This window comes from Bifidobacterium miconis, from assembly GCF_019331735.1.
In the GTDB taxonomy this organism is placed as follows: Bacteria; Actinomycetota; Actinomycetes; order Actinomycetales; family Bifidobacteriaceae; genus Bifidobacterium; species Bifidobacterium miconis.
This window is the reverse complement of sequence record NZ_JAHBBH010000023.1, coordinates 18162-42257: the sequence shown is the minus strand read 5'-3', so window position 1 is coordinate 42257 and position 24096 is coordinate 18162. Positions and strand designations below refer to the sequence as shown.

Sequence of the window (24096 nt, the reverse complement as noted above, 5' to 3'; positions counted from 1 at the left end):
CCCATTGGGAGACGCAGTGGGCTTCGTCCACGGCGACCAGCGAGATGGGCGTGTGGGCTGCGAACGAACGGAACCAGTCGGTTTCGAGGCGGTCGGGGGCCACGTACAGGAGTTTGACGTCGCCGCGTTCACCGCCACCGCCACCGAGCGCGTGCGCCGCGACATCGTGCACATCCTCGGACTGCGCGATCCGATGGTCGCCGTCACCGGATTCGACCGCGAGAACCTGTACTTCGACGTCATCAAGCTCGAAACCAAGCGCAAGGCCGGCTGGGTGTCCGGCTACGTGGCCGCGCACCCCGACGAGTCCGGCATCGTCTACTGCGCCACACGCAAGGAGACGGAGGCGCTCGCCGAAACGCTCAACCGCACGGTTCCGGCATTGCGCGGCGCTTCGGCCGGAGCTGCACAGTCCGCCGGCCCGATCGCAGTCGCCTACCACGGCGGCATGGCCCCGGACGTGCGCGAACGCGCCCAGCGCGACTTCGTCACCGACCGCGTGCCCGTCGTCGTCGCCACGAACGCGTTCGGCATGGGCATCGACAAGTCGAACGTGCGCTACGTGATCCACCACAACATGCCCGAGTCGATCGAAGCCTACTACCAGGAGGCCGGCCGCGCGGGCCGCGACGGCGAGCCGAGCCGCTGCACGCTGCTGTGGAACGAGGCGGACATCGGCACACGCCGTCGCCTGCTCGACAACGACTTCGAGAACGAGCGGCTCACGCCCGAGGAGCAGGAGATCGTGCGCATGTCGAAGCGCCGACTGCTCGACGGCATGGTCGGCTACTGCCGTACCACCGACTGCCTGCACCTGTACATGACGCGCTATTTCGGCGAAACCGCGCCGCTGATCGGCCGCGACGGCTCGCCCGGCGGCAAGTGCCGTGGCGGCTGCGCGAACTGCGACAGCACGTTCGAGACGATCGACGTGACCGACGCGGCCCGCGCGATCAGCCGTTGCGTGCACGACGTGATGTACGACTGGGACGATCAGGGACGTCCGTCGCGCGCGCCGATGCGGTCGGGGCTCGGCTCGGGCAAGATCGTGGCCGTGCTGCGCGGTTCGCGCGCGCAGGACGTATTGTCGCGCGGATTGGACCGGTGCCCGAGCTACGGCCGGCTGCGCGAGACGCCCGAGGCGCGGATCCGCGACGTGCTCAGCCAGATGACCACGGACGGCCTGTTGTTCATTACGGAAGGCCGCCTGCCGATCGTCGGGTTCGGCGTGCGCGCGGCGGAGACGGTCGCGTCCGATTTCCGGTATGAGATCAAACGCGTGGAACGCAAGGAACGCGCGGCGAAGTCCGGATGGCCCGGTTCGGGGCAGGGGAGCGGCGCGCCGTCCGATGCTGCGCTCGGCTCGTTCGCTCCGGACGACGAGGACGACGAGGCGCTGTTCCAGCGGCTGCGCGCGCTGCGCCGCGACATCGCGCAGGAGATCGGCAAGCCGCCGTACATCGTGTTCTCCGACAGGACGCTGCGCGACATGGCCCGCGTCAAGCCGACCGACGACGAGACGTTCCTGTCGGTCAACGGCGTGGGCGAGAGCAAGCTGCGCCAGTACGGCGAGCGGTTCATGCAGGCCATCGCCGAGTTCGACGGGCAGTAGGTCCGGCAGGACGGCGGCCGAAGGGCTCGTCGGCGTGCCTGCCGCTGCGGCCGTCCAAGGCGATGCGCGCCGCCGACGGCATTGGCCCATGGCCGGCCGATGCGTTCCGTTCCGGAATCGCCCTGCGGGCAAACCGGGCGGCGGGCGCGTCGGAAACCCTATGATGGAACACGACAAGTTGTACGGCAATTCCCAAAGGAGGACATTATGGCAGACAAGCCAGTCGTCGAAAGCTTCCAGCTCGACCACACCAAGGTGAAGGCGCCGTACGTGCGCTACATCGACACGCAGACCGGCCCCCGCGGCGACGTGATCTCGAACTACGACCTGCGTCTCGTCCAGCCGAACGAGAACGCGATCCCGACCGGCGGCCTGCACACGATCGAGCACACGATCGCCGTGCTGCTGCGCGAGCGCATCCCCGGCTACATCGACTGCTCGCCGTTCGGCTGCCGCACCGGCTTACACCTGCTGACGTGGGGCACGCATTCGACCGAATCTGTGGCCAAGGCGCTCAAGGAGTCGCTTGAGTTCATCGCCTACCAGGCCACGTGGGACGACGTGCCGGCCACCACGATCGAAAGCTGCGGCAACTACCGCGACCACAGCCTGTTCACCGCGAAGGAATGGTGCAAGGACATCCTTGCCAAGGGCATCAGCTCCGACCCCTTCGAGCGCAAGCTCGTCTGATTCGGCGCTCTGTTTTGACCTGTTGCGCGCGACAAGGCCCCTCTCGATTTTGGAGAGGGGCCTCGTCGTGTCTGTCCTTGAGCGGGTGGCGAGAGCTTAGTACTTGGTCGGATTCAACGTGATGGGTTTTGACTACCCCTCAGTCACTGCGTGACAGCTCGTCCTGCAATTATGGACGGGCTGCGCCCGCGTTGCACTGGCTCGCCTGACGGCTCGCACGTTGCCTGCAAACAGCTCTGCTGTTTGCTTCACGGCAACATCCTGACAAGGGGAGCTGGGAAAAAGAAATGTAGCAGTGTAAACCCGACAAAGCACTAGCGTGCGGCGATGCGGGTGACGGCGGCGTCGGCTTCGGTGACGATGCGGCGCATGGCGTCCTCGGCGGCGGGGCCGTCGCCTTTGCGGATCAGGGCCGCGACTTCGGCGTGGAGGTTGAGCGCCTCCTGATTGGCCACGGAGGGCATGAGCTCGTGGCGGGTGCGGCCTTCGAGCGTGGAGGCGACCACGCCGCCGAGCTTGGCAAACATGAGGTTGCCGGACGCTTCGAGCAGGGTGCGGTGGAAGAGCATGTCCGCGTCGAGATACTCCTGTTCGTTGGCGTGGTCCGAATGGGCGACCATGCCGATCGCCGCCTCGGTGAGCGCGGCCCACTGTTCGGGGGTGGCCGAGTCGGCGGCCAGCCGTGCCGCCACGGGCTCGACCGCGGCGCGCAGCTGCGACAGTTCGTGCAATGCGTCGAGCCGGTGCGCGCCGCCGAGACGCCAGCGGATTACCTGCGGGTCGAACATGTTCCACTGTCCGATCGGATTGACCGTCGCGCCGGCCTTGCGCCGCACGCTCACCAGTCCCATCGATTCGAGCACGCGCGTCGCCTCGCGCGTGACGGTGCGCGACGGCGTTTCGCCGCCCATGTCGGGCTCGGGAAGCCGCTCGCCGACGGCAATGTCGCCGTCGACGATGGCCGTGCCCCATTCGTCGAGCAGGCGATCGTGCAGCGGGCGGTCGGTCTGCTCGTTGGAAACCGTGGATGATTCGCTTGTCATAGGACAAGTATCGCACGTTCGATCGTTATGGCATACATATTCGACACGCCGGGTCATAAACGTATTGCGTAATCCAAAACCTGGCGTTATACTCAATGTCAACATACAAAACAAGAGCAATACAGCGAAACGTATTGCAAATAACGCAACTCAAGGAAGAGAAGTACTATGAATGGCCTTATTCTTGCCGAAGCAAGCACCGCGGTGCAGCTCAACGGCATGCAGCTGGGCATCAGCGTGGTCGCCAGCATCGTCGTGCTGATCCTGCTGGTCACCGTTGCCAAGCTCCACCCGTTCGTCTCGCTGCTCATCTCCGCGCTCGTCGTCGGTGTCGGCTCCGGCTACGGACCGGTCGCCACCGTCGACAGCTTCTCCACGTCGTTCGGTTCCACCATGGCCTCCGTCGGTATCCTCGTCGGCCTCGGCGCCATGCTCGGCCGCGTGCTCATGGACACCGGCGCCGCCGACTCCATCGTCGACACGCTCCTGTCGAAAACCTCCACGAGGATGATCCCGTGGACCATGGCCCTCATCGGCGCGCTCATCGGCCTGCCCATGTTCTTCGAGGTCGGCCTCGTCGTGCTCGTGCCCGTCATCATCCTCATCTCGCGCCGCTCCAGGCTGCCGCTCATGCGCGTCGCCATCCCCACCCTCGCCGGCCTGTCCGTCATGCACGCCTGCATGCCGCCGCAGCCCGGCCCGCTCGCCGCGCTCAGCTGCTTCAAGAACGGCTCCGTCGGCGTGACCATGATGTTCGGCCTGCCCATCGCCGTCATCACCGCCGCGCTTGTCGGCCCGCTGTTCTCCAAGTTCGCCGCCCAGTGGGTGCCCGTCGGCGCGCCCGACGACTTCGACGCGGGCAGCGCGGGCAAGCAGGGCAAGGCCGCCGTCAAGCCGCCGTTCGGCCTGTCCGTGCTGTGCATCCTCGTGCCGGCCATCCTCATGCTCGCCAACGCGATCTTCGAAATCGCCGCCCCCGACCAGGCCGGATCCAAGGCGGTCTACGCGCAGGTGCTCGCCTTCTTCGGCAAGCCCGCCATCGCGCTCGCCACCGCCGTGCTGTTCGCCATGATCGTCCTCGGCCGCGCCACGCATATGAGCTGGAAGTCCGTCAACGACTCGCTTAAGGCCGCGCTGCCGCCGATCGCCGGCATCCTGCTCATCGTCGGCGCGGGCGGCGGCTACAAGGGCGTGCTCGTCGACACCGGCATCGGCGACGTCATCGGCAAGTTCGTCGAAAGTTCGTCCGTCTCGATCTTCCTGCTCGCGTGGATCATCGCCGCATTCGTGCGCGTCGCCACCGGCTCGGCCACCGTCGCGATCATCACCACCGCCGGCATCCTCGGCCCGGTCGTCGACCAGATGGGCGTGACCGCGCCGGCCATCGCGCTGCTCGTCATCGCCATCGGCGCTGGCTCCGTGTTCCTCTCGCACGTCAACGACGCGGGCTTCTGGCTCATCAAGGAATACTTCGGCCTCGAGGTCGGCGAGACGTTCAAGACGTGGACCGTGCTCGAATGCCTGCTGTCCGTTGTCGTGCTCGCGCTCGTCATGATCTGCAGCATCTTCGTGCCGCTCGTCTGACGCACAGCGGCCGGCCGAACAGCCATAGCGCCGTCGGCATCGTCCGGCCGGCACGGCTCAGTCATCGTCAATCGGCAATCGATCACACCAATATCCGTACCAATCGCCAACCGCAGAAATCAGGCACCAACCATGAACGCACCGTCCATCATCACCGCCAACACCATCCCCGCGAACTACTTCGCCGCAACCAAGCCGATCATCGTCCTCATGGGCGTGTGCGGCTGCGGCAAAAGCACCGTCGCCAAGCATCTGACCGACCACTACGGCATCAAGTACGCCGAAGCCGACGACTTCCACCCGCAGGCCAACATCGACAAGATGGCCTCCGGCCACCCGCTCACCGACGAGGACCGCTGGCCGTGGCTCGACTCGCTCGCCGCATGGATCGACGAGCGCATCGCCGCGGGCGAGCCGGCCATCGTCACCTGCTCCGCGCTCAAGAAGGCGTACCGCGACAAGCTGCGCCGCCCCGGCGTCGTGTTCGTGTACATGCAGGGCACGTACGACGAGGTCATGGAACGCCTCTCGCACCGCGAAGGCCACTTCATGAAGCCCGACATGCTCCGCTCCCAGTTCGACATCCTCGAGGAGCCCGGCGACGACGAAGTGCATGTCAACGTGCACATCGGCCAGGCCGCGCCCGACATGGAGGCCGCCGCGGTGGCCGGGGCGCTCAAGCTGTAGCGGCGGCATTCCGCACAGCCGGCATCACGCCGGCCTCACACCAATCACACACCAAACACCACATCAACGCATCACCACACACCAAAGAAGGTAACCACAATGCAGATGGGAATGATCGGCCTCGGCCGCATGGGCGGCAACATGGTCAAGCGACTGCGCGAGCACGGCCACGAGATCGTCGGCTACGACATGAACCCCGATTCCGGACGCGACGTCGCCTCGCTCGAAGCGCTCGTCGGCGCGCTCGCGGCCCCGCGCGTCGTGTGGGTCATGGTCCCCGCCGGCAAGCCCACCGAATCCACGATCGCCAAGCTCGGCGAACTGCTCGAGCCGGGCGACATCGTCGTGGACGGCGGCAACTCCAAGTACACCGAGGACCGCGAGCATGCGGCCACGCTCGCCCAGCGCGGCATCGGCTTCCTCGACTGCGGCGTCTCCGGCGGCGTATGGGGCGAGGCGCGCGGCTACGCGCTCATGATCGGCGGCTCCGACGAGGACTACGAGCGCGTGCGCCCGATCTTCGAGGCGCTCAAGCCGGAAGGCGACTATGGTCTCGTGCACGCCGGCCCGGTCGGCGGCGGGCATTTCGCGAAGATGGTGCACAACGGCATCGAATACGGCATGATGCAGGCGTTCGGCGAGGGCTTCGCCACGATGATGCGCTCCGAATACGTGACCGATCCGGCCGCCACGATGGACTCGTGGCGCGAAGGCTCCGTGGTGGCTAGCTGGCTGCTCGACCTGTTCGACAACGCCACCGAGCACGATCCGTCGCTCAAGGGCGTGCCGGCCGTGGCCAACGAGTCCGGCGAGGCGCGCTGGATGGTCGAGGCGGCGCTCGAACTCGGCGTGCCCACGCCGGCCACCGCGGCCGCGCTGTGGCAGCGCCAGACCTCGCGCGGCGGCGCCGACGACATCCTGCGCGTCGTGACCGCGCTGCGCGCCCAGTTCGGCGGGCACGTCACCAAGGTCGACGAAATCGCCACGCACTGAGCGCACGGAACGCGTGACGAACGCGCGCTGAGCGTACTGAACGCAATTCGGGCGTGCCGATGATCCATTGCGTGATCATCGGCACGCCCGTTGCATGTCCCGTTGCGTATGTTGGAACAGCGATGGCGATCCGTCCGACTGCCGCCGGCCGACTCGTCGTCGGCGCTCGCCGCTACCGCCGCCAGCTGCGGCGACGATAGTTGACGATGCGCTTGCCGCCGACGCCCGCCTTGCCGCCCGGGCCCCACGGCCCGCGCGCCTCGGCCTTGAGCTGCGTGAGGTGATGCTTCATCGCGAGCAGCATGATGTGCGTGTCCTCAAGGCCCAAGTGACGTTCCGCGTCGTCCTCGTGCAGCGCGCCCTGCCGCTTCGCGTACGCGTCGAGCGTGTTGTCGCCGTCCGGGTGGCCCTCGCACGGAATCGAACCCTCGTCCCACAGGCGGCTCATCGGCAGCGTGTCGATGATCGTCACATGCCCGTTGCGGTACGCTTCCGCGTAGCCGGCCACGTTGAGCATGAAGAAGCTGTGCTCGAACGTGGCCATGTGCGCCACGAACGGTTGCGACGTGAGCCGGTGCAGCAGGTCGGCCTGCGCGGCCGGGTCCTCGTCGAACAGCGGGAACTCGGCTCCCGTGCGCTGGCTGATGTCGATGCCGGTCAGCTGGATGATGAACGCGTTGCCGTGCCGCGCCGCCTCCGGCGTCACGCCGAACGAGAAGCGGTGCTGGTCGTACGCGTCGCCCGACTCGTAATAGTCCTTGTCGTAACGGTAGTCGCCGGGCAGTTGGGTCGGACGCGGCGACTTCATGTTCATGTATTCGAAGCCGACGTCGATGATGTACGCGCGGTACGGTTCGGTGCCGTTCGTCTCCAGATCGATGCCCATCACGTTGTCCACGTCGCGGCCGGGCAGGTACACCTCGCGCCAGTAGTCCTTCGGTGCGGCGGCGGCCCGCGCGGCCACGTGCTCGGCGGCCGCGTGACGCGACTTCTCGTAGCGCATCTCCGGCACGGCCGTCTCGTTCGCGTGCAGCTGTTCGACGTCCGGCACGGCCGGATTGTCGTCGTTGATGACCGGTTGGCCTTCGATCAGATAGTCCGGGCTGCCCGCGTCCGAACTCGAATCGGCCGGCGCCGACTCGTCCGGGCCGGCCTCGACCGAACCGTAGTGCTTCTCGTCCGCCTCGAACAGCGCCATCTGACGCTCGTGACGGGACGCGTCGCGCTTCTCGCGATCGGCCTTGCGCTTCTCGGCGCGCGCGTTCACGATTTCGGCCGTGCGGTCCTGCACGTCGGCCAGATCGTCGTCGGTCAGCGGGCCGGCTTCCGTTGCGTGCAACACGGGCACGGTCACGCGCTCGCGGTCCTCGTCCGTCACCGTCCACAGGCCTTCGGCGACGCCGCGGTCGCGCAGCAGATCGATCTGGTCGGTCAGGCGGCGGTCGGCGTACGCGAGCGCGCGCGGCAGTTCGTACGTCTTGATGTGCCGGTCGAAGTCGCGCATGAACGTCATGCTCATCTTCGCGATGATCGCCTCGAGTCGGTCGCGGATCGCAAGGTCCGCCTTGAGCAGGTCGTGCGCGCTGCTCGCCGCGCCCGGCTCGAGATCGGCCGGTTCGGCCACGCCGATGCCGTGCACGAGGTCGAGCGAACGCACCCAGTCCCAGTCGATGTCGTGGTCGTCGGCGTCGCGCAGCATGATGTACGCCCACTGGGGGATGGTTTCCTTGGCCGCGTTCAGCCACGCGAGATCGGGCGTGTGCGCGGGGGCGCCGTCGTCGGCCGTGCGGTCGGTCATGCGGTTGTCGGGTGCGGTAGTGCCGACGTTCGTCGTATCGGTTGCGGCGGCGGTGACGTTCTGATGGTTCTGTTGGTTGTCGTTTTCTGCTGATTCGCTGCTCATGCTGTCATTCATATCGTTCATATCGCTTATGTCGTTCGCATCATTCATCGTCATGAAGTTATTCCCCACGCCTCTTATGGTAGCGCTCACAGTCGATGGGTGTCGACAAGCCGCGCATTCAATCGAAGCAGCGAAGGGAAGCGATGCCGTCTCTGCGATTTGAAGATGTTCGTGTCGTTCAGCGGTCGAAGTGATAATCCTTGCCGAAGAACATGCTCCACGCGAGCAGGATATCCTCATAGTTCGCGGTCAGGAAAAATTGGAGCCGTCGGATGTCCTTGGATGGCAGCCCGCCTTTGTTGTGAGCCAAGGATACTGTGCCGTCCGCTCCAAGGACGAATCGGGCGAGATCGTGGCGCGACCCCTGTGCGATATGGACGTGCACGCCGTGATCGCGATCGAGCGCGGTGAAGTAGACGGAGTAGCCGGCGAAGCTGAAGATTTCAGGCATCGGCGTATTCCCGGTCGATGGCGCGCAGTCCGTCAACGGTCGGCTTGACCCGGTCGAACCAGTGGTGCAGGAATGATTCGCCTTCCGGGCCGAACGTAGAGGACAGGATTTTGCCGGTGTTGCTCAGTACGGCCTTGTGCGGGTAGCCGACTTCGGTGATGGTGATGGTGTCGTCGTCCCACTGCGTGGTGATGCCCATCATGGTGAAGGTGTTGTCGCTGTTCATCGATGCCTCCCGTCCGACCGTCTATGGAACAACGATAGTGGCTTGCCTATGTCGGGGCAAGTGGAATCCGCTCCGGATCAGCGTTGCGCGAGCTGGCGGTTGAGCGCGGCGATGCGGTTGACAAAGGATTCAACCTGCGGTGCGGGGGAGAGCGGGTAGAGCAGGCCGTACTGCATGCCGACCGGCTCGGGCCAGTCGACGGGCACGTTGACGAGCTGCGGGTGCGCGTCGTCCCACATCGGCTTGGAGATGAGCAGGTCGTCGGACTCGGCGCACTCGTTGAACAGGTCGAGGTCGTACTGGGCGATGTCGACCAGCGTGACGCCGGGGTTGCGTTCGAGCAGGTCTCGGGCGATGTCGTCGGTGCCGTTGCCGCGCGGCAATCCGCTCTCGCGCCGTGCGAAACTCACGATCGGCGATCTGACCGGCGAGCGCGTCCGCATTCTGCCGCGCGGCACGGCCAGGCACAGCGGCTCGTAGAACAGCGGGAGCGTGCCGCAGACGCCGGTCCAGTGATCCGGCACGAATGCGGTGGAGATCACGTCGATGTCCTCGCCCAGGTGCGCGATGATGTCCTGGATCGACGTGCTGTCGTCCGGCATGGACACGAGTTCCAGACGAATGCCGGTCCGTCCAGAGCGCTGCCACAGGTCGAGAATGCGGCGGGCGGGCCGCAGGATGGAGATGCCCAGGCGAACCGGGGTTTCGTGACGGTGCATCCGTTGACGGGCCCTGCGGATGATTTCGTTCGACTCGCGGACGAGCGACCGTGCATCGTCGATGAATTCGGCGCCGGCCGGCGTCGGCGTGACGCCTGCGCGGGAACGGTCGAAGATTGTCAGATCGTATTCTTTTTCGAACGTGGTGATCTGCTTGGCGATCGCCGGCGTGGAGATGTGCAGCCGGCGCGCGGCCTGCGCGAAGCTGCCGGTGTCCGCCGCGGCGATCACCGCGTCCAGTCTGCGATCGTACATGTCTTCCCGCCTCTCCGGCGCGCCGGCGTCGTCCGCTGAAGCTCGCCTACACGTTGTGCATAAACCAACAGTTTATATAGTGTAAATCAGAATCATCTATAAACCGCGGTATTGCAACCATCTATGTTCCTATCATAGGAGCCGTTATATATGAATCGTATACGGTCACAAGGAGACGCACCCAAGCATGACATCCTCATCGACTTCCCATGACATCACCGAGCCCCGTCCCGGTGCAACACCGACGGATATCGGGTCGCGGTCGTCGGACGCGTCCGCCGCGTCGTCGACGGCCGCCACGATCGCCGCGGCCGTCGCATCGTTCCTCGCCGGCATGGACGTGCTCATCGTCAACGTCGCGCTGCCCACCATCGCGGCCGAACTCGGCGGCGACATGGCCGTCCAGCAGTGGGTCGTCGACGGCTACACGCTGCTGTTCGCCGCCCTGCTCCTGCTCGCCGGCAGTCTCACCGACCGGTTCGGCGCGAAACGGCTCTTTCTGATCGGCGCGGGGCTGTTCGGGCTCGCGTCGCTGTTCTGCTCGTTCGCGTGGTCGATGGGTGCGCTCGTGTTCGGCCGCTGCGCGCTCGGCGTCGCCTCTGCGCTGATCCTGCCGGCGTCTATGTCGCTCATCAACGAGGCGAATCCCGACCCGCGCCGGCGTGCGTGGGCGCTCGCCCTGTGGGGAGCGGGCGGCGCGTCGGCCTCCGCGGTCGGGCCTTTGCTCGGCGGACTGCTCACGCCGATCCACTGGAGTCTTGTGTTCGCGATCAACGTGCCGTTCTGCCTGTTCATCCTCGCGCTCGCGCCGCGTATCGCGCCGTCGCCGCGCCGGCCTATCCGCTTCGACTGGATCGGACAGGCGCTGTCGCTCGTCGGCCTGACCACGCTCGTCGCCGGCATCATCGAAGTCGGGGCAATCGGGCTTGCCGCTCCCGTAACGCTCGTGCTGCTGGGCGTCGGCGTGATCGCGCTGGTGCTGTTCGTATGTTCCCAGACCAAGGTCGCCGCCCCGATGATGCCGCTCGGGCTGTTCCGCGTGCGCGGCATGCAGGTCGCGCTGCAGATCGGCTTCATCATGATCTTCAACTGGTACGGCATGGTGTTCATCTGCGCCATGTTCCTGCAGAACGAGCGGCATATGGGCGCGTTCGCGGCCGGACTCGTGTTCGTGCCGTCCGCGTTCGTCACGATCGCCGGCAACCTGATCGGCGGGCGCATCATCACCGCGCGCGGCTCGAGGTTCTCGATCACGCTGGGACTGGCGATCATGATCGCCGGGTTCCTGTTCGAGCTTCTCGCTCCCGCGCCGATTCCGGTGTGGGTCGTCGCGGTGGGTCTGAGCGTCGTCGGCTTCGGTGCGGCCATCACCACGCCAGCGGCGGCCGGCGTCGTGCTGCGATCCGTCGACCCCGCGCAGGCCGGCATCGCGTCGGCCATGTTCAACACGTTCCGTCAGGTCGGCGGCGCGATCGGCGTGGCCGTGTTCGGCGTCATCGCCACGTTCCTGCCGTCGCTCACGCTTGCGTTGCGGTCGGTGTTCCTCGCCTCCGCGCTGCTGCTTGTCTATGTGCTCGTCTTCGAGCTGACGCGCTGGCGCGAACGCTGACCGCTGACCGGACCGGCCGGAGCTGACTCGCATGACGGTATCATGGACTCGGTCACGGTCATTTTCGGAAAGCAAGAGCGCCTCGCATATGTCTCAATCCATATCCCATACCGCACAAGCCGTGTCGGCATCGCATACTCCCGACGCCGACCCGAGGGAGCACGGCTGGAAGCCGCGCGTCGCGCTCCTGCTCACCGGTCAGGCGTTCTCGTTATTGGGCTCCAGCATCGTGCAATACGCCCTGTGGTGGTGGATCGCGCTGGAATGGAAATCCGGCCTGTCCATGCTGTTCGCCACCGTGTTCGGCATTCTGCCGCAAGGCGTTGTCTCCATCTTCGGCGGATCGATGGCCGACCGGTACCGTCGCAAGCCGCTCATCATGCTGCCCGACCTCATCATCGCGGCCGTTACGATCGTGCTGTCGTTCGCGTTCGCGCACGGCTGGGCCGGCCTGCCGATGCTGTTCACTGTACTGCTCATTCGCTCATCCGGCGGCGGCGTGCAAATGCCGGCCGTACAGTCGTTCATCCCCGACATCACGCCGACCGGCAAACTGCTGCGCGTCAACTCGATCTTCGGCGTGATCGGCTCCGCCAATATGATCGTCGCGCCGGCCATCGCCGCCGTGCTCATCAACATCATGCCGTTCTGGTCGATCCTGCTCATTGACGTGACGACCGCGGTAATCGGCGTCGGATTCGTCGCGATGATCCGCGTGCCGAACGCCGGGGCGACGTCCGGCGGCGCGGAAGGCACAGCCGTTGCCGGTGCTGCCGCTGACGCTGCCGTCGACGCGCATCCGATCGTCGCCGGCATCCGCCGTACGATGACCGACCTCAGGGCCGGCTTCGCCTATACGATGCGGCATGCACGCCTGAGGGGCGTGGTGCTCGGCGACGCGATGACCTGCCTCATGTCCGTGGCGCCGCTCAACCTCACGCTCCTGCTCATGACCCGCGAATACGAGGGCATCGACCTGAATCTCGGTTTCGTGAACCTGACCACCGCCGCCGACAAGCTCGCCGCCAACGAGCTGAGCTTCAGCGGCGGCATGCTGCTTGGCGGCGTGTTCATGTCGACGATCGGCGTGAAGATCATCCGCGACAAGATGCGCGTCATGGCATACGGCATCGCCGCGGTCGGCATCACGGTCGTCGGTCTCGGCGTCGCGCCGGGACTGCTCGGCTATCTCGTCATCAATCTGCTGTGCGGCGCCGCGTCGGCCGTCTGCGTCGGACCGATGCGCACCGTCATCCAGTCGGAGGCCGACGAGTCGATGGTCGGACGCGTGTTCGGCATCGACACCACGCTCGCCACATTCGGCATGCCGGTGGGCATGCTCGTCTTCGCGCCGCTCGCCGACGTCATTCCGATCATGTGGGTGTTCATTGCCGGTGGTTTGCTGACCCTGCCGGTCGCGTGGTACGTGTGGCGGCTGTCGAGATGAGCTGCGTGCGTCGGCGCGGCGTTTCCGGTTCCCGGGATTGTCGGCGAGAATCCCGGGAACCGGAAAAGTGACATTTTCGCACAAACGCACATGACACTGCATTGCAATGCCGCGGTTTGTGCTGCAAAAACGAACATGGCCGGTTCCCGGGATTGTTACGTTGAAATCCCGGGAACCGGCCACTCCGATTATTGCAAGGCTGACTACTTGGCGAGGAGCGCCTGATAGTTCTTGGCCGCCTCGGCCAGCGCCTCGTCGGTGATGCCGAACGCACCGAAGGTCACGAATGGCTTGACCCACGTCGCGCTGATGTAGTTCGCCGTGCCCTGGAACGGCACCAGCACCTGATCGATCACGAACTTATTCGCGCCGTCCGGCTGGTAGTTCGCCTCGGGCGAACCGGTGGAAACGGCCACCTGGAATTCCTTGCCTTCGAACGCGTGGCCTTCGGAACCATACGCCCAGCCGTGCTGCAGCACCTCGTCCTCCCAGGTCTTGAGCAGCGCGGGGGAGGAGAACCACCACAACGGGAACTGGAACACGATGCGGTCGGCGGCCTCGATCGCCGCCTGCTCGGCCGCGACGTCGATCTTGCCGTCCGGGTAGAGCGCGTACTCGTCGCGCACGGTCACGTTGTCCAGCTCGGCGGCCGCGTCGGCCAGCGTCTTGTTGACATGGGACTGGGTGTTGAGTCCCGGGTGGAACACGAGCACCAGCGTCTTCTTCGCCATGGATTCTCCTTGTTGGTTGGTTCTCAGTTATTGGTTGCACGTATCGGCCGCACGACCGAACGCGTCGTCCGATTGCGCGGGTCGGTCGCCTTGCGTGATATCCCGAACCGGAATATCACGAAACGAGCCATGCAATATCACTATTACTCTCGCAGATGACACGTCAACGCGAAAGCCAGGTACGTTCTGGGCGAACGTGGCGTGCGTCGGTCGTCTCGGATCGAACGAGACTGCCGACCATCGGTCGCCGCGAGCCGAACGCGACTGGACGATGCCGCGGCACGACCGTTGACTTCGAGCGCTCGAAGTTCCTAACGTCGGAACCAACGGCCATCCGGACGGCGGATGGCGAGCAGGAAAGGACGGCATCATGGACAATCCGAGCGCATTCCCGATGGGCGAGCCGAACGACACGTTCGCGCAGTACTTTGAAGGGCAGAGCTATCTCGCGCCGCTCGCAGGCGACGATCAGGTGTCGGTGGCGAACGTCACGTTCGAGCCGGGCTGCACGAACCACTGGCACATTCACCACGGCATCTGCCAGATCCTGCTCGCCGTGGGAGGGCGCGGCTACTACCAGATCGAGGGGCGGGATCCGGTCGAGCTCAAGCCCGGCGACGTGGCCTGCATCCCGCCGGACACCAAGCACTGGCATGGCGCGGCGCCGACCGAGTCGTTCGCGCACGTGGCCGTCATGCCCAAGGCGGAGGGTGCGTCGACCGAGTGGCTCGAACCGGTGGACGAGGACGCCTACCGCGCTCTGGTGTGAGGTTTCGTCAGCCATTACAAGGCCGTAAGTCCGCAGAATCGAAACGACCCTGCGGGCCTACGGCCTGTTTCATGCCCCGAAACGACCGTAAGCCCGCAGGGGTGTCGTAAAGATGCGGGCTTGCGGCCTATTCGCCATTGAAGTGGCTGCTGTGGGGTTGCTTTGAGCGATTACTTGACGACCTTGAAGCCGCCGGTCCACGGGGTCTGCTCGGTCACACCCAGAATGATCTGCAGCGCGCCGTAGCCCTCGAGGTACTGCGCGCGCTTGAGGGCGCCCGCGTCCACGGTCTTGAGACCCGCGCCCTCGATGAACGCGGCGACGGCCTTCTTGGCGTCTTCGCTATCGGAGGCGAGCTGCACGACGGTCGGCGCGCCGTCGTTCTCGCCGGTGGCCAGCGTCGCGGCGAACGTGGTGTTGAAACCCTTGACCACGGTGCTGTTCGGCAGCTTGGCGGCCACGTACTCGGCTGCGGACTGGTAGCCGGCCGGCAGGGCGAGGTCGAAGGTGGTGAAGTCGATCGGGTTGGCCACGTCGACCACGGTCTTGCCGGCAAGCTGGTCGGCGTAGGCGGCGAGCACCTCGTCGTAGGCCGGGAACGGCAGGGCGAGTACAACGATGTCGCCGGAAATGGCGGCCTCGCCGAACTTCGCGCCGGTGACGCCCTCGGCCGCGGCGGCGGCCTTGTCCGGGTTGCGGTCGATGACCTGCACGGACGCGCCGGACTTGACGGCCAGCCCTGCGACCGCGGAGCCGATGTTGCCTGCGCCGAAGATGGTGATGGTGCTCATGGTGGTGTTCCTTTCGGTGGTGCCGTTTGCCGTGTGAAGTGCTGTTGGGTGGCTTGCGGCGGTTGTGGTGTTTTTGTCTGGTTCGGTTATGGACTGTGCGACCGTTGTGGTGGAGGTTTGCCGTCCGCTGCGTTCGCGATGATGCCAGTATGCACCTCAGAAAGAGATATTTCAAATTGAGATATATCAGAAAGATTTATGGATGGTGCAAAACCGGCGTGATTCCACCGATAATGTGCGATTTCAATATGTTCGCCACCGGCGTGTCGTTCCGAGATATCTCGGATTGAGATATCATGAACCTATGATGAACACGATAGAACTCATGACGCTGGGCTTCCTGAGCGAGGAACCATTGTGCGGCTACCGGCTGCGCAAGAAGATGGAACAGTTGCAGGGCTATATGCAGGCTGTCTCCGATGGCACGCTGCACACGGTGACCAACAAATTCGTTAAAGCCGGCTACATCGGCGAAACCTTCAATGTGGTCAACGGACGCCGCCTGCGCGAATTCCATCTCGAACCCGCCGGCCGCGAGAAGCTGATCGAGGAGCTCAAGAACACCAGCGGCTATAATCTCACCAACATCACCAAATGGGCGGTCGTCATGTCGTTCCTGTCCGTCATCCCCGACGAGACCGACCGACGTGCCGTGCTGCGTCGCCGGCTCGACCTGCTCGAATCCGACGTGCGCCGCCTGTACAGCGACGGCGAAGGCCCGATCGACAACGACAAGGTCACTGACAAGTACCGCCGCGCGATCATCGCGGTGCATGACGCCGAAATCGACGCCGAACGCCAATGGCTCGAACGCGAGCTCGGCGAGTGAGTTTCACGTAACATTCGCCGGTACGATGGCACATTGTTTGACATGCAACAATCGTCGTCGCAACGGAGGATGCGCCCATGAACGAACGCACAACAATAAACGGCCGGCCGGAGCGGCCTGACGGGACGACACCCGCCAGCGGCAAACGACCCGTGCCCACGGCCATCGTCGCCTGCGTGGTGGCGCTCGCGATCCTCACGTTCCTCGGCATCCTGTCGGAAACGTCGCTCAATATCGCCTACTCCACGCTCATGCAGGAGTTCAACGTCGACGCGTCCACCGTGCAATGGCTCACCACCGGCTACCTGCTGCTCCTGTCGGTCGCGATCCCCAGCTCGCCGTTCATGGTGCGCCGCTTCGCCACGAAGACCCTGTTCGTCGCGTCGGTCGCGATCTTCGCCGCCGGTACGCTGATCGGCGCGTTCGCCGTGAGCTTCCCGATGCTGCTCGCCGCACGTCTCGTCATGGCACTCGGCACCGGCATCTCGCTGCCGCTCATCACCAACATCATCCTTGAGAAAGCGCCGCTCGAACAGCGCGGCGCCATGCTCGGCATCGTCAGCCTCGTCACCTGCGCCGCGCCGGCCATCGGCCCAGTGTTCGGCGGCATGGTCATGGAATGGCTCGACTGGCATTGGATCTTCTACACGATGCTGCCGTTCCTCGCCGTCGCGTTCCTGCTCGGCATGGCCACCGTGCCGGAGATCCGCCATCCCGGCGATGCCGAACAGGCGACGATCAGCGTGCCGTCGCTGTTGCTGGTCGCCGTCGGACTGTCCGGACTGATCGTCGCGGTGAGCTTCTTCGCGAGCTGGGACGGCGATTGGCGATTCTGGCTGACCTTGGTCGTGAGTATTGCGGTACTGGCTGCGTTCACCGCCGCGCAACTGTGCATGGCCCGGCCGCTGGTCGAAGTGCGCGTGTTCGCGTACCCCGGTTTTTCGCTCGGCATGATGATCCTGCTCATGGCGTCCGGCGGCGTGCTCGGACTGAACTTCATGCTGCCGATCCTGCTGCAGCGCGGCTTCGGATTGGGCAGTCTGCCCGCGGCGCTGACGCTGCTGCCCGGCGCGGCGGTCGGTGCGGTCGCGGCGCCGATGATCGGCGGGGCACTCAAAAACCATTTCCCGCCCAAATTCATCGTGATCGGTTTCGCGGTCGTGACCGTGATGGACGCGGTGCTCATCGCCGCGTCCGGCAACGTAGCGGCGGTGGCCGTCGCCTACGCGGTGTTCATGGCGTTCTCCGGATTCGTGCTCGTGCCCGACCAGACCCATGCGCTGAACCAGCTGCCCGCGCGGCTCAACGCCGATGGTTCCGCGGTGATGAACACCGTGCAGCAGCTGGCCGGCGCGATCGGCACGGCCGTGGCCAGCGCGCTGCTGTCCGAGTTCTCCGCCGCCGCGGCCCGGAACGGTGCGGGCGAGACCGCATCCTACGTGCAGGGATTCGCCTCCAGCATGTGGGTGCTCGCCGGCATGGCCGTGGTCGGCGTCGTGCTCGCCGCGCTCATGTTCCGCTTCTCGACGCGCCGTGCGCCGGAACTGAAGGAAGCGTAGCGGGCGGGTATCCGGTCTGGATTTCCGTAGGATACCCACCCGATGAGCGAGGGGAGGCTGCCGCGCGACCGACGAACGGCAGCCGCGCGTCCGTAACCGTAACCGTCAGCGTCGCTCGTCGCGAATCATCAGCGACAATGCAAACGCGACGACCGACACGACGGTCGAAACGACGAACACCGCATCCACGCCGTGCGCCAGCCCCGCCGCAGCCGATCCGGCGACCGACGCGGGTCGCGTGTTCGTCGTCATGACCGTGAAGCAGATCGCGATGCCGATCGCCGCGCACGTCTGCCGCAACGTGTTGTTCATCGCCGTGCCATGCGGGATGAGCGGTCCGGTGAGCTGGTTGAGCGCGGTCGTCGTCAGCGGCATCAGGCAGAACGCGACGCCGGCCATCATCAGCGTGAAGAACGCGGCCGGATACCACGCCGGCGTGCCCGCGTCCATCCGCGACAAGGCGAACGACGCCGCCGCGACGACGGCGATCGCCGGGGGAGCGATGCGACGGATGCCGACCCGGTCGAACAGGCGTCCGGCGACCGGATTGAACACGCCCTCGGCGATACCGCCGCCCGCCAGCAGCAGACCGGACTGCAGCGCGGTCATCCCCAGCACGTTCTGAATGAACATCGGCAGGATGTTCATCGTCGAGATGAACGTGACGAACACCAGCACGACCACGATCATCGGCAACGTGAACATCGGGCGCGCGAACACGCGGAAGTTGAGCAGCGGGCGTGGCAGGCGCAGCTGGCGCGCGACGAACGCGACCAGCGCGACCGCGCCGACCGCCAGCGAGACGAGCGTGTCGGTCGCCGCCCAGCCGGACTGTCCGGCCAGCGAGAAGCCGAGCAGCAGGCCGCCGAATCCGAGCGTCGACAGCACGACCGACGGGATGTCGATCGTCGGATCGGTCTGCGGCGTGACGTTGCGCACCGTCGGAATCGCGGCGGCGAGCACGGCCACGGCGATCACGACCAGCGGCACGAACAGGAACCGCCACGGCAGCATGTCGATGATCAGACCGGACAATGTCGGGCCGATCGCGGGCGCGAACGCGATGACCATGCCGAACCAGCCCATCGCCGTGCCACGCTTGCTCGGCGGGAACGTGAGGAACAGCACGGTCTGCAGCAGCGGCATGAGGATGCCCGCGCCGGTGGCCTGCAAGACGCGGCCGGCCAGCAGCACCCAGAAGCCGGGCGCGCACAGGCATACCAGCGTGCCGAACAGGAACATGCCGATCGCGTAGAAGAACAGCTGGCGCGTGGTGAATTTTTGGATGAGGAACGCGGTGACCGGGATCATGATGCCGTTGGTGAGCATGAACCCGGTGCTCAGCCACTGCGCGGTGTTGCTGGTGACGCCGAAGTCGAGCATGAGATGCGGCAGCGCGCTCGTCATGAGCGTCTGGTTGAGGATGGCGGTGAACGAGCCGATCATCATGATGACGATCGGCAGGATCGGATGGGCCGGTTCCGACTGAACTGGCGTCGTCAAGACGGTTGCGGATGATGCGGTCGCGTGCGGTTGCGCTGCGCGTTGCGACGCGTGTGGCGGCGTGATACGCGGCGTGTGTTGCGTCGCGTACTGCGACGTGGCGTGCGGATTGCGTGAATCAGGCATGATGGTCCCTTTCAGCTGCGGTGCGAATAATGGTTCCCAGCTGATTTCGGTCAACGTCACGATGCGCGGATGCGTGGTTTTCGTTGAAAACTCGCTGATGGCCGCTATCGCGTGACGCTGTAGCCCTTGCCGGTTGATGTCACGGCCAGTCTACAGCGGGCGGGGACATCGATCGGCGCGGCACGCTTGCGGAAAGCGCTTGCCAACCGTGTGTGATCGAGTACAGTGTGGGAGAGGAAAAATCCACGGCATCACGCCGATACGGCTGATATGGTCGATACGGCCGATGCAGCCCGATACAAGGAGGTACACATGCTCGTCAATCGCGCCAATCCCGCCCGCTCCGACATGCTCGCCCATATGGGCAGCCTGCAGCAGGCCGCCTACACGCGCCCGATCGAATACCAGGAGGGCCGCTCGCACGGGCTGCGCGGCATCGAAGTGAAGAACGGCCCGCTGCGCTTCATGTCGATGGCCGACCGCGCCCTCGACATCGCGCAAATCGAATACCGCGGCGAAAACCTCACGTTCCTCTCGAAGCCGGGCCTCAACGGCCGCAACCAGTTCGACACCAACGGCGCCGAAGCGCAGCGCTCCATCATGGGCGGCCTGTTCTTCACCTGCGGCTTCGAGAACATCTGCGCGCCGTACGTGACGCCCGAAGGCTCCAAGTATCCGGCCGGCAGTTATCCGATGCACGGCCGCATCCGCACCACGCCCGCCGAGCACGTCGGCTCCGACGCCTACTGGAATGAGGACGGCCAGTACGTGCTCGAAGTGTCCGGCGAAATGCGCGAGGCCGAACTGTTCGGCGAAAACATGGTGCTGCGCCGGCGCATTTCGTCCGTGTACGGCACGTCCACGATCACGGTCGAGGACGAGGTGACCAACGAATCCTTCCGCGAAGAGCCGCTCATGTGGATGTACCACTGCAACTTCGGCTGGCCGCTGCTCGACGAGGGCGCCGAAGTCGTGATCCCGAGCCGCAAAGCCACGCCGCGCGACGAAACGACCGCCGCCGACACGACCCCGTGGAACGAGATCGGCGCGCCGGTCGACAACAAGCCCGAAAGCGTGTACCTGCACGATCTGGCGGCCGACGCGAATGGTCGCAGCTTCGCCGCCGTCGTCAACCGCAAGCTCGGCCTCGGCGTCGTGATCGAATTCGACGCGGCCGACTTCCCGTACTTCATGGAATGGAAGTCGATGGGCTCCGGCGACTACGTCGTCGGCCTCGAACCGTCCAACTCCAGCGTGCACGGCCGCGGCTGGCACGAGCGGCGCGGCGACCTGCACACGATCGCACCTCAGGCCACCGAGCGCAAGGTTGTCACGTTCACCGTCATCGAAGGCGACGCCGCGATCGACGCCCTCGTCGCCCGCCGCGACGCGCTGCTCGCTGCCTGAGTCGCCTGAACCGCCGGGGCTCGACGGATCCCGCCGGCCGCGCGTCACCGTATACTGATCGGTGACGCGCGGCGAAAGGGGAGCGGATGACGAGACTGCTGGTCGTCGAGGACGAGAAGGCGCTCAACGACATCACCTGCGACACGCTGCGCGACGCCGGATACGACGTGACCGGCTGCCTCAACGCGAACCGCGCGTTCGACGCGATGCGCGGCACGCTCTACGATCTCGTGATCTGCGACATCATGATGCCCGGCATCGACGGCTACGAACTGACGAGCCGCATCCGCGCGGTCGACGAGAACATCCCGATCATCTTTACGACCGGGCGCGACGACATCATGTCGAAACGTCGCGGTTTCCGCGCCGGCATCGACGACTACATGGTCAAACCGGTCGACTTGGACGAACTTGTGCTGCGCGTCGAGGCGCTGTTGCGGCGCTCGCGCATCGCCGAAAGCCGACGTCTCGCTATCGGCGCGTTCATGATGGACGCCGACCAGATGACCGCGACGCTGAACGGCGAGGAGATCGCGCTCACGACGCGCGAATTCAGCATCCTCTACCGGCTGCTGAGCTATCCGAGACAGGTGTTTTCCCGTGCACAGCTCATGGACGAGTTCTGGGATTCCGCCGCCGACGGCAATCTCAGGGCCGTGGACGTGTACATCACCAAACTGCGGCAAAAACTTGCCCGTTGCACGGATTTCGAGATCGTCACCGTACGCGGCATCGGGTACAAGGCGGTGCCGCGGTGAATGGGGAATCGCGCGGGCGCGGGGAGGAACCACGATGGACGCCGGACGTGTCCGGCCGTGTGGTGCTGCGGTCGTTCGTAGTGTTCGTGCTGGCGGCTGCAGGCCAGACGAGCCTGATCGTCTGGCTGCCGCGACTGTGGCCAGAGGGAAACCGATGGTATTTGGCCGTGGTGATTCTTGCGTACTGGCTGGTGCTGGCCGTCGTGTTTTCCGCGCTCATCGGCCGGCAGATCCGCGAACGGCTGGAGCGGCCCATGCGCGAGCTGAGCGAGGCCGCCGGCAGCGTCGCCCGCGGCGATTTCTCCGTATACGTGGCGCCGCGGCACGTCGAAGGAAGTAGCGCATGGGATGCGACCGACCAGATGTTCGCCGACTTCAACACGATGGTGGCCGAACTGGGCGGCATCGAAACCATGAAAAGCGATTTCGTGGCAAACGTGAGCCATGAGATCAAGAACCCGCTCGCCATCATCGAAACCCACGCCAAGGCGCTGCGGCGCAAGACCGTAAGCGACGAACGGCGCATCGCCTACGCGGGAGTCATCGCCGACGCGTCGGCTCGGCTCAACCGCCTCGTCACCAACACGCTCAAACTCAACAAACTCGAAAGCCAGACCATCGTGGCCGAGGCAGTCGACTACGACCTGCCGCGCCAGCTCACCGATACGGCGGCGATGCTCGTTGATATGTTCGACCGCAAAGGCATCGCGTTCGACTGCGACGTGGAGGAACGGGCTACCATCCATGCCGACCCGGGCCTCCTCGATATCGTCTGGTCGAACATACTCGGCAACGCGCTCAAATACACGGAACCCGGAGGGCACGTGACGCTGCGTCAGACTTCGGATGCGGGCGCGGTCATCGTCGAAGTCAGCGACGACGGCTGCGGCATGAGCGCCGACGAAGTCGCGCACATGTTCGACAAGTTCTATCAGGGCGACACCGCGCACGCCGCCGAGGGCAACGGCCTCGGCATGGCGATGGCCAAGCGCGCCGTCGAACTGAGCCATGGCGCGATATCGGCGCGCAGCCGTCGGGGCGTCGGAACTACCGTCACGGTCACGCTTCCCGCCGTATGCTGACGGTGGCATGCGGCGCCTTTTTAATGCAAGACCAACAATTCTTCAACAGTCGGCCAACACAACACCCGTATGGTAGACGTCATCATTCATACGAATGCGGACCAAGGAGCCAGATGATGACCGCCGCCAATCAGATCGCACAGAACGCACAACAGGCCGCCGACGACTACGTGAGCTACGAATACCTGACTGTCACCGCCGCCCCCGACCGCAACGCTGTGCTCGCCGACGGCTACCGCGCCTTCGGGTGGGAGTTGCAGGACGCTGATTCCCGCACGCTGCGCCTCCGCCGTGCGCGGGCCATCGACAACAAAACCGAACTCGTTCGCCTGCAGCGCCGTTTCGAGGCGCAGTCCGCGCAGATCGCCAATCTGGACGCCGCTCCGGCGCGCAACGGGCGCATCGCCGCGCTGAGCCTGGGGCTTGTCGGCTGCGCGTTCCTCGCCGGTGCCACGTTCGCCTACCTCGCCTCCATGATCGCGCTCATGATCATCCTCGCCGTTCCGGGTTTTGCCTGCTGGATCGCCGCATATCCCGCATGTCGTGCGGTCGTCGCCGCCACCGGCCGCCGCGCGGCTCCGACCATCGAGCGCCTGTACGATCTCAACGACGACGTGTGCCGCAAGGCCCACGCCCTGCTCCGCTAGCGGTCGTTGCCGCTGCCGGAGGAGCGTTTTGGCGGGGAGACGGTGCGTCACGATGACATGCCGGCATTGTCTTTGAGCGAGTTGATGAGCTGGGAGACGATGTTCGGAAGCGGGTAGTGGGCGAGCCATTCGACGGCTTCGGGAGTGAACAGGATCCGCGCCTTGCCGAGGATGCCGAGCATGCCGCTGGCCGCATATTCCAATACGATGCGTTGCCCCGGATTGAGCCGATCCGCGTCGAGCCCGATCGCCGCGAGCCAGATTCCGGTGACGTAGGTCTTCAGTTGTGCGGCCAGCCCCGATGACCCGTGCGGGCCGGCGATCAGCGACAGCCGGTGAATGCTTGCCAGATGTTCCGGCGTGCTGATGAATGTGGGCGCAAAGTCGCGCAACGAGTTGATGTCGTTGTCCTGCCGAATGACGTGCGCGATGAACGCGGTCACGCCCGGCTCCTCGTAGATCGCCGCGATCGCGTCGTCGGCGAGTTCCGGGATGTTGGCGTAATGATAGTAGAACGCGCTGCGGTTCAATCCGCTTGCGCGCGTGATGTCGCTGATGGTGATCTGCGCGTACGGCTTGCGCTCCAGCAGTGTCCAGAACGCCTCCTGCATCTTCTCCGGCGCGCCTTGTTCGTCGGCTTTCGGTCGTGCCATATGCGGTGCCTCCTGGGGATGA

22 protein-coding genes and 1 pseudogene are annotated in these 24096 nt (G+C 65.3%); 14 read left to right on the top strand and 9 right to left on the bottom strand.

Annotated features, from left to right (window positions below; genetic code table 11):
* Together KIH79_RS08615 and KIH79_RS08610 are read left to right on the top strand one after the other, a co-directional pair.
* Positions 1-1612, top strand: a 1612-nt coding sequence (locus tag KIH79_RS08615; protein ID WP_219059005.1) for a RecQ family ATP-dependent DNA helicase, incomplete at its 5' end; no start/stop codon positions are given.
* A gap of 207 nt (positions 1613-1819) precedes the next feature.
* Positions 1820-2302, top strand: a complete 483-nt coding sequence (locus KIH79_RS08610; RefSeq protein WP_236023740.1) for an S-ribosylhomocysteine lyase — start codon at positions 1820-1822, stop codon at positions 2300-2302.
* Positions 2303-2616: 314 nt separating this feature from the next.
* Here KIH79_RS08610 and KIH79_RS08605 read toward each other — a convergent pair whose 3' ends face one another.
* Positions 2617-3345, bottom strand: a complete 729-nt coding sequence (locus tag KIH79_RS08605; protein WP_219059004.1) for a FadR/GntR family transcriptional regulator — start codon at positions 3343-3345, stop codon at positions 2617-2619.
* A gap of 168 nt (positions 3346-3513) precedes the next feature.
* Between KIH79_RS08605 and KIH79_RS08600 the strand changes: the two genes are divergently transcribed.
* From KIH79_RS08600 to gnd, 3 genes and pseudogenes are all read left to right on the top strand, one after another.
* Positions 3514-4929 carry a GntP family permease gene (locus tag KIH79_RS08600; RefSeq protein WP_219059003.1) on the top strand — a complete coding sequence of 472 codons (1416 nt, stop codon included), beginning with the start codon at positions 3514-3516 and terminating at the stop codon, positions 4927-4929.
* Positions 4930-5061: 132 nt separating this feature from the next.
* The gene (locus tag KIH79_RS08595) at positions 5062-5616 is read left to right on the top strand and encodes a gluconokinase (protein ID WP_236023739.1); all 555 of its coding nucleotides are present in this window, start codon (positions 5062-5064) and stop codon (positions 5614-5616) included.
* Positions 5617-5691: 75 nt separating this feature from the next.
* Positions 5692-6609 (top strand): annotated as a pseudogene (gene gnd / locus KIH79_RS08590) (phosphogluconate dehydrogenase (NAD(+)-dependent, decarboxylating)); the annotation flags it as partial.
* Positions 6610-6781: 172 nt separating this feature from the next.
* On the opposite strand, the gene KIH79_RS08585 reads toward gnd, so the two are convergent.
* The 4 genes from KIH79_RS08585 to KIH79_RS08570 form a co-directional block, all read right to left on the bottom strand.
* A complete protein-coding gene (locus KIH79_RS08585) occupies positions 6782-8407 on the bottom strand; it encodes a DNA polymerase III subunit epsilon (RefSeq protein WP_219059011.1) in 1626 nt (541 codons plus the stop codon).
* 283 nt (positions 8408-8690) lie between these two features.
* The gene (locus tag KIH79_RS08580; protein ID WP_219059001.1) at positions 8691-8963 is read right to left on the bottom strand and encodes a DUF4160 domain-containing protein; all 273 of its coding nucleotides are present in this window, start codon (positions 8961-8963) and stop codon (positions 8691-8693) included.
* Positions 8956-9189: a hypothetical protein gene (locus KIH79_RS08575; protein ID WP_219059000.1), complete on the bottom strand. Its 234-nt coding sequence runs from the start codon at positions 9187-9189 to the stop codon at positions 8956-8958. The genes KIH79_RS08580 and KIH79_RS08575 overlap by 8 nt, the downstream gene beginning before the upstream one ends.
* A 77-nt stretch (positions 9190-9266) precedes the next feature.
* Positions 9267-10163, bottom strand: coding sequence for a LysR family transcriptional regulator (locus KIH79_RS08570; protein ID WP_219058999.1), 897 nt, complete (start codon positions 10161-10163; stop codon positions 9267-9269).
* A 187-nt stretch (positions 10164-10350) separates the two neighbouring features.
* Here KIH79_RS08570 and KIH79_RS08565 point away from each other — a divergent pair, with 187 nt between their 5' ends.
* Together KIH79_RS08565 and KIH79_RS08560 are read left to right on the top strand one after the other, a co-directional pair.
* Complete coding sequence (locus tag KIH79_RS08565; RefSeq protein WP_219058998.1) at positions 10351-11772, top strand: MFS transporter; 1422 nt, start codon at positions 10351-10353, stop codon at positions 11770-11772.
* An 88-nt stretch (positions 11773-11860) separates the two neighbouring features.
* On the top strand, positions 11861-13219 hold the full coding sequence (locus KIH79_RS08560; protein WP_219058997.1) for an MFS transporter: 1359 nt from the start codon (positions 11861-11863) through the stop codon (positions 13217-13219).
* A 203-nt stretch (positions 13220-13422) separates the two neighbouring features.
* Here KIH79_RS08560 and KIH79_RS08555 read toward each other — a convergent pair whose 3' ends face one another.
* A complete protein-coding gene (locus tag KIH79_RS08555) occupies positions 13423-13950 on the bottom strand; it encodes an NAD(P)H-dependent oxidoreductase (RefSeq protein WP_219058996.1) in 528 nt (175 codons plus the stop codon).
* A 370-nt stretch (positions 13951-14320) separates the two neighbouring features.
* On the opposite strand from KIH79_RS08555, the gene KIH79_RS08550 reads away from it, so the two are divergent.
* Positions 14321-14719, top strand: a complete 399-nt coding sequence (locus KIH79_RS08550; RefSeq protein WP_219058995.1) for a cupin domain-containing protein — start codon at positions 14321-14323, stop codon at positions 14717-14719.
* A 170-nt stretch (positions 14720-14889) separates the two neighbouring features.
* On the opposite strand, the gene KIH79_RS08545 is transcribed toward KIH79_RS08550, so the two are convergent.
* Entirely contained in the window at positions 14890-15600 is a 711-nt protein-coding gene (locus tag KIH79_RS08545; RefSeq protein WP_338023135.1) for an NADPH-dependent F420 reductase, read from the bottom strand.
* Between the two features lie 214 nt (positions 15601-15814).
* On the opposite strand from KIH79_RS08545, the gene KIH79_RS08540 reads away from it, so the two are divergent.
* Positions 15815-16339 (top strand): PadR family transcriptional regulator, encoded by a 525-nt coding sequence (locus tag KIH79_RS08540; RefSeq protein ID WP_236023738.1) that lies wholly within the window; start codon positions 15815-15817, stop codon positions 16337-16339.
* Positions 16340-16416: 77 nt separating this feature from the next.
* Positions 16417-17898 (top strand): MFS transporter, encoded by a 1482-nt coding sequence (locus KIH79_RS08535; protein WP_219058993.1) that lies wholly within the window; start codon positions 16417-16419, stop codon positions 17896-17898.
* A gap of 105 nt (positions 17899-18003) precedes the next feature.
* On the opposite strand, the gene KIH79_RS08530 is transcribed toward KIH79_RS08535, so the two are convergent.
* Positions 18004-19527, bottom strand: a complete 1524-nt coding sequence (locus KIH79_RS08530) for an MDR family MFS transporter (protein ID WP_219058992.1) — start codon at positions 19525-19527, stop codon at positions 18004-18006.
* Between the two features lie 312 nt (positions 19528-19839).
* Between KIH79_RS08530 and KIH79_RS08525 the strand changes: the two genes are divergently transcribed.
* The 4 genes from KIH79_RS08525 to KIH79_RS08510 all read left to right on the top strand — a co-directional run bounded on the left by KIH79_RS08525 (position 19840) and on the right by KIH79_RS08510 (position 23421).
* Entirely contained in the window at positions 19840-20934 is a 1095-nt protein-coding gene (locus KIH79_RS08525) for an aldose 1-epimerase family protein (protein ID WP_236023737.1), read from the top strand.
* A gap of 86 nt (positions 20935-21020) precedes the next feature.
* A complete protein-coding gene (locus KIH79_RS08520) occupies positions 21021-21692 on the top strand; it encodes a response regulator transcription factor (RefSeq protein ID WP_219058991.1) in 672 nt (223 codons plus the stop codon).
* Entirely contained in the window at positions 21689-22774 is a 1086-nt protein-coding gene (locus KIH79_RS13125) for a sensor histidine kinase (RefSeq protein ID WP_338023134.1), read from the top strand. Before KIH79_RS08520 ends, KIH79_RS13125 begins: the two co-directional genes overlap by 4 nt.
* A 116-nt stretch (positions 22775-22890) precedes the next feature.
* The gene (locus KIH79_RS08510; protein WP_160268203.1) at positions 22891-23421 is read left to right on the top strand and encodes a hypothetical protein; all 531 of its coding nucleotides are present in this window, start codon (positions 22891-22893) and stop codon (positions 23419-23421) included.
* 47 nt (positions 23422-23468) lie between these two features.
* Here KIH79_RS08510 and KIH79_RS08505 read toward each other — a convergent pair whose 3' ends face one another.
* Entirely contained in the window at positions 23469-24074 is a 606-nt protein-coding gene (locus KIH79_RS08505; RefSeq protein WP_219058990.1) for a TetR/AcrR family transcriptional regulator, read from the bottom strand.
* Between the last annotated feature and the right edge of the window lie 22 nt (positions 24075-24096).

Coding starts and splice junctions, on each gene's coding strand:
- KIH79_RS08610 (WP_236023740.1), top strand. CDS start 1,820: ATGGCAGACAAGCCAGTCGTCGAAAGCTTCCAGCTCGACCACACCAAG.
- KIH79_RS08605 (WP_219059004.1), bottom strand. CDS start 3,345: ATGACAAGCGAATCATCCACGGTTTCCAACGAGCAGACCGACCGCCCG.
- KIH79_RS08600 (WP_219059003.1), top strand. CDS start 3,514: ATGAATGGCCTTATTCTTGCCGAAGCAAGCACCGCGGTGCAGCTCAAC.
- KIH79_RS08595 (WP_236023739.1), top strand. CDS start 5,062: ATGAACGCACCGTCCATCATCACCGCCAACACCATCCCCGCGAACTAC.
- KIH79_RS08585 (WP_219059011.1), bottom strand. CDS start 8,407: ATGACCGACCGCACGGCCGACGACGGCGCCCCCGCGCACACGCCCGAT.
- KIH79_RS08580 (WP_219059001.1), bottom strand. CDS start 8,963: ATGCCTGAAATCTTCAGCTTCGCCGGCTACTCCGTCTACTTCACCGCG.
- KIH79_RS08575 (WP_219059000.1), bottom strand. CDS start 9,189: ATGAACAGCGACAACACCTTCACCATGATGGGCATCACCACGCAGTGG.
- KIH79_RS08570 (WP_219058999.1), bottom strand. CDS start 10,163: ATGTACGATCGCAGACTGGACGCGGTGATCGCCGCGGCGGACACCGGC.
- KIH79_RS08565 (WP_219058998.1), top strand. CDS start 10,351: ATGACATCCTCATCGACTTCCCATGACATCACCGAGCCCCGTCCCGGT.
- KIH79_RS08560 (WP_219058997.1), top strand. CDS start 11,861: ATGTCTCAATCCATATCCCATACCGCACAAGCCGTGTCGGCATCGCAT.
- KIH79_RS08555 (WP_219058996.1), bottom strand. CDS start 13,950: ATGGCGAAGAAGACGCTGGTGCTCGTGTTCCACCCGGGACTCAACACC.
- KIH79_RS08550 (WP_219058995.1), top strand. CDS start 14,321: ATGGACAATCCGAGCGCATTCCCGATGGGCGAGCCGAACGACACGTTC.
- KIH79_RS08540 (WP_236023738.1), top strand. CDS start 15,815: ATGATGAACACGATAGAACTCATGACGCTGGGCTTCCTGAGCGAGGAA.
- KIH79_RS08535 (WP_219058993.1), top strand. CDS start 16,417: ATGAACGAACGCACAACAATAAACGGCCGGCCGGAGCGGCCTGACGGG.
- KIH79_RS08530 (WP_219058992.1), bottom strand. CDS start 19,527: ATGCCTGATTCACGCAATCCGCACGCCACGTCGCAGTACGCGACGCAA.
- KIH79_RS08525 (WP_236023737.1), top strand. CDS start 19,840: ATGCTCGTCAATCGCGCCAATCCCGCCCGCTCCGACATGCTCGCCCAT.
- KIH79_RS08520 (WP_219058991.1), top strand. CDS start 21,021: ATGACGAGACTGCTGGTCGTCGAGGACGAGAAGGCGCTCAACGACATC.
- KIH79_RS08510 (WP_160268203.1), top strand. CDS start 22,891: ATGACCGCCGCCAATCAGATCGCACAGAACGCACAACAGGCCGCCGAC.
- KIH79_RS08505 (WP_219058990.1), bottom strand. CDS start 24,074: ATGGCACGACCGAAAGCCGACGAACAAGGCGCGCCGGAGAAGATGCAG.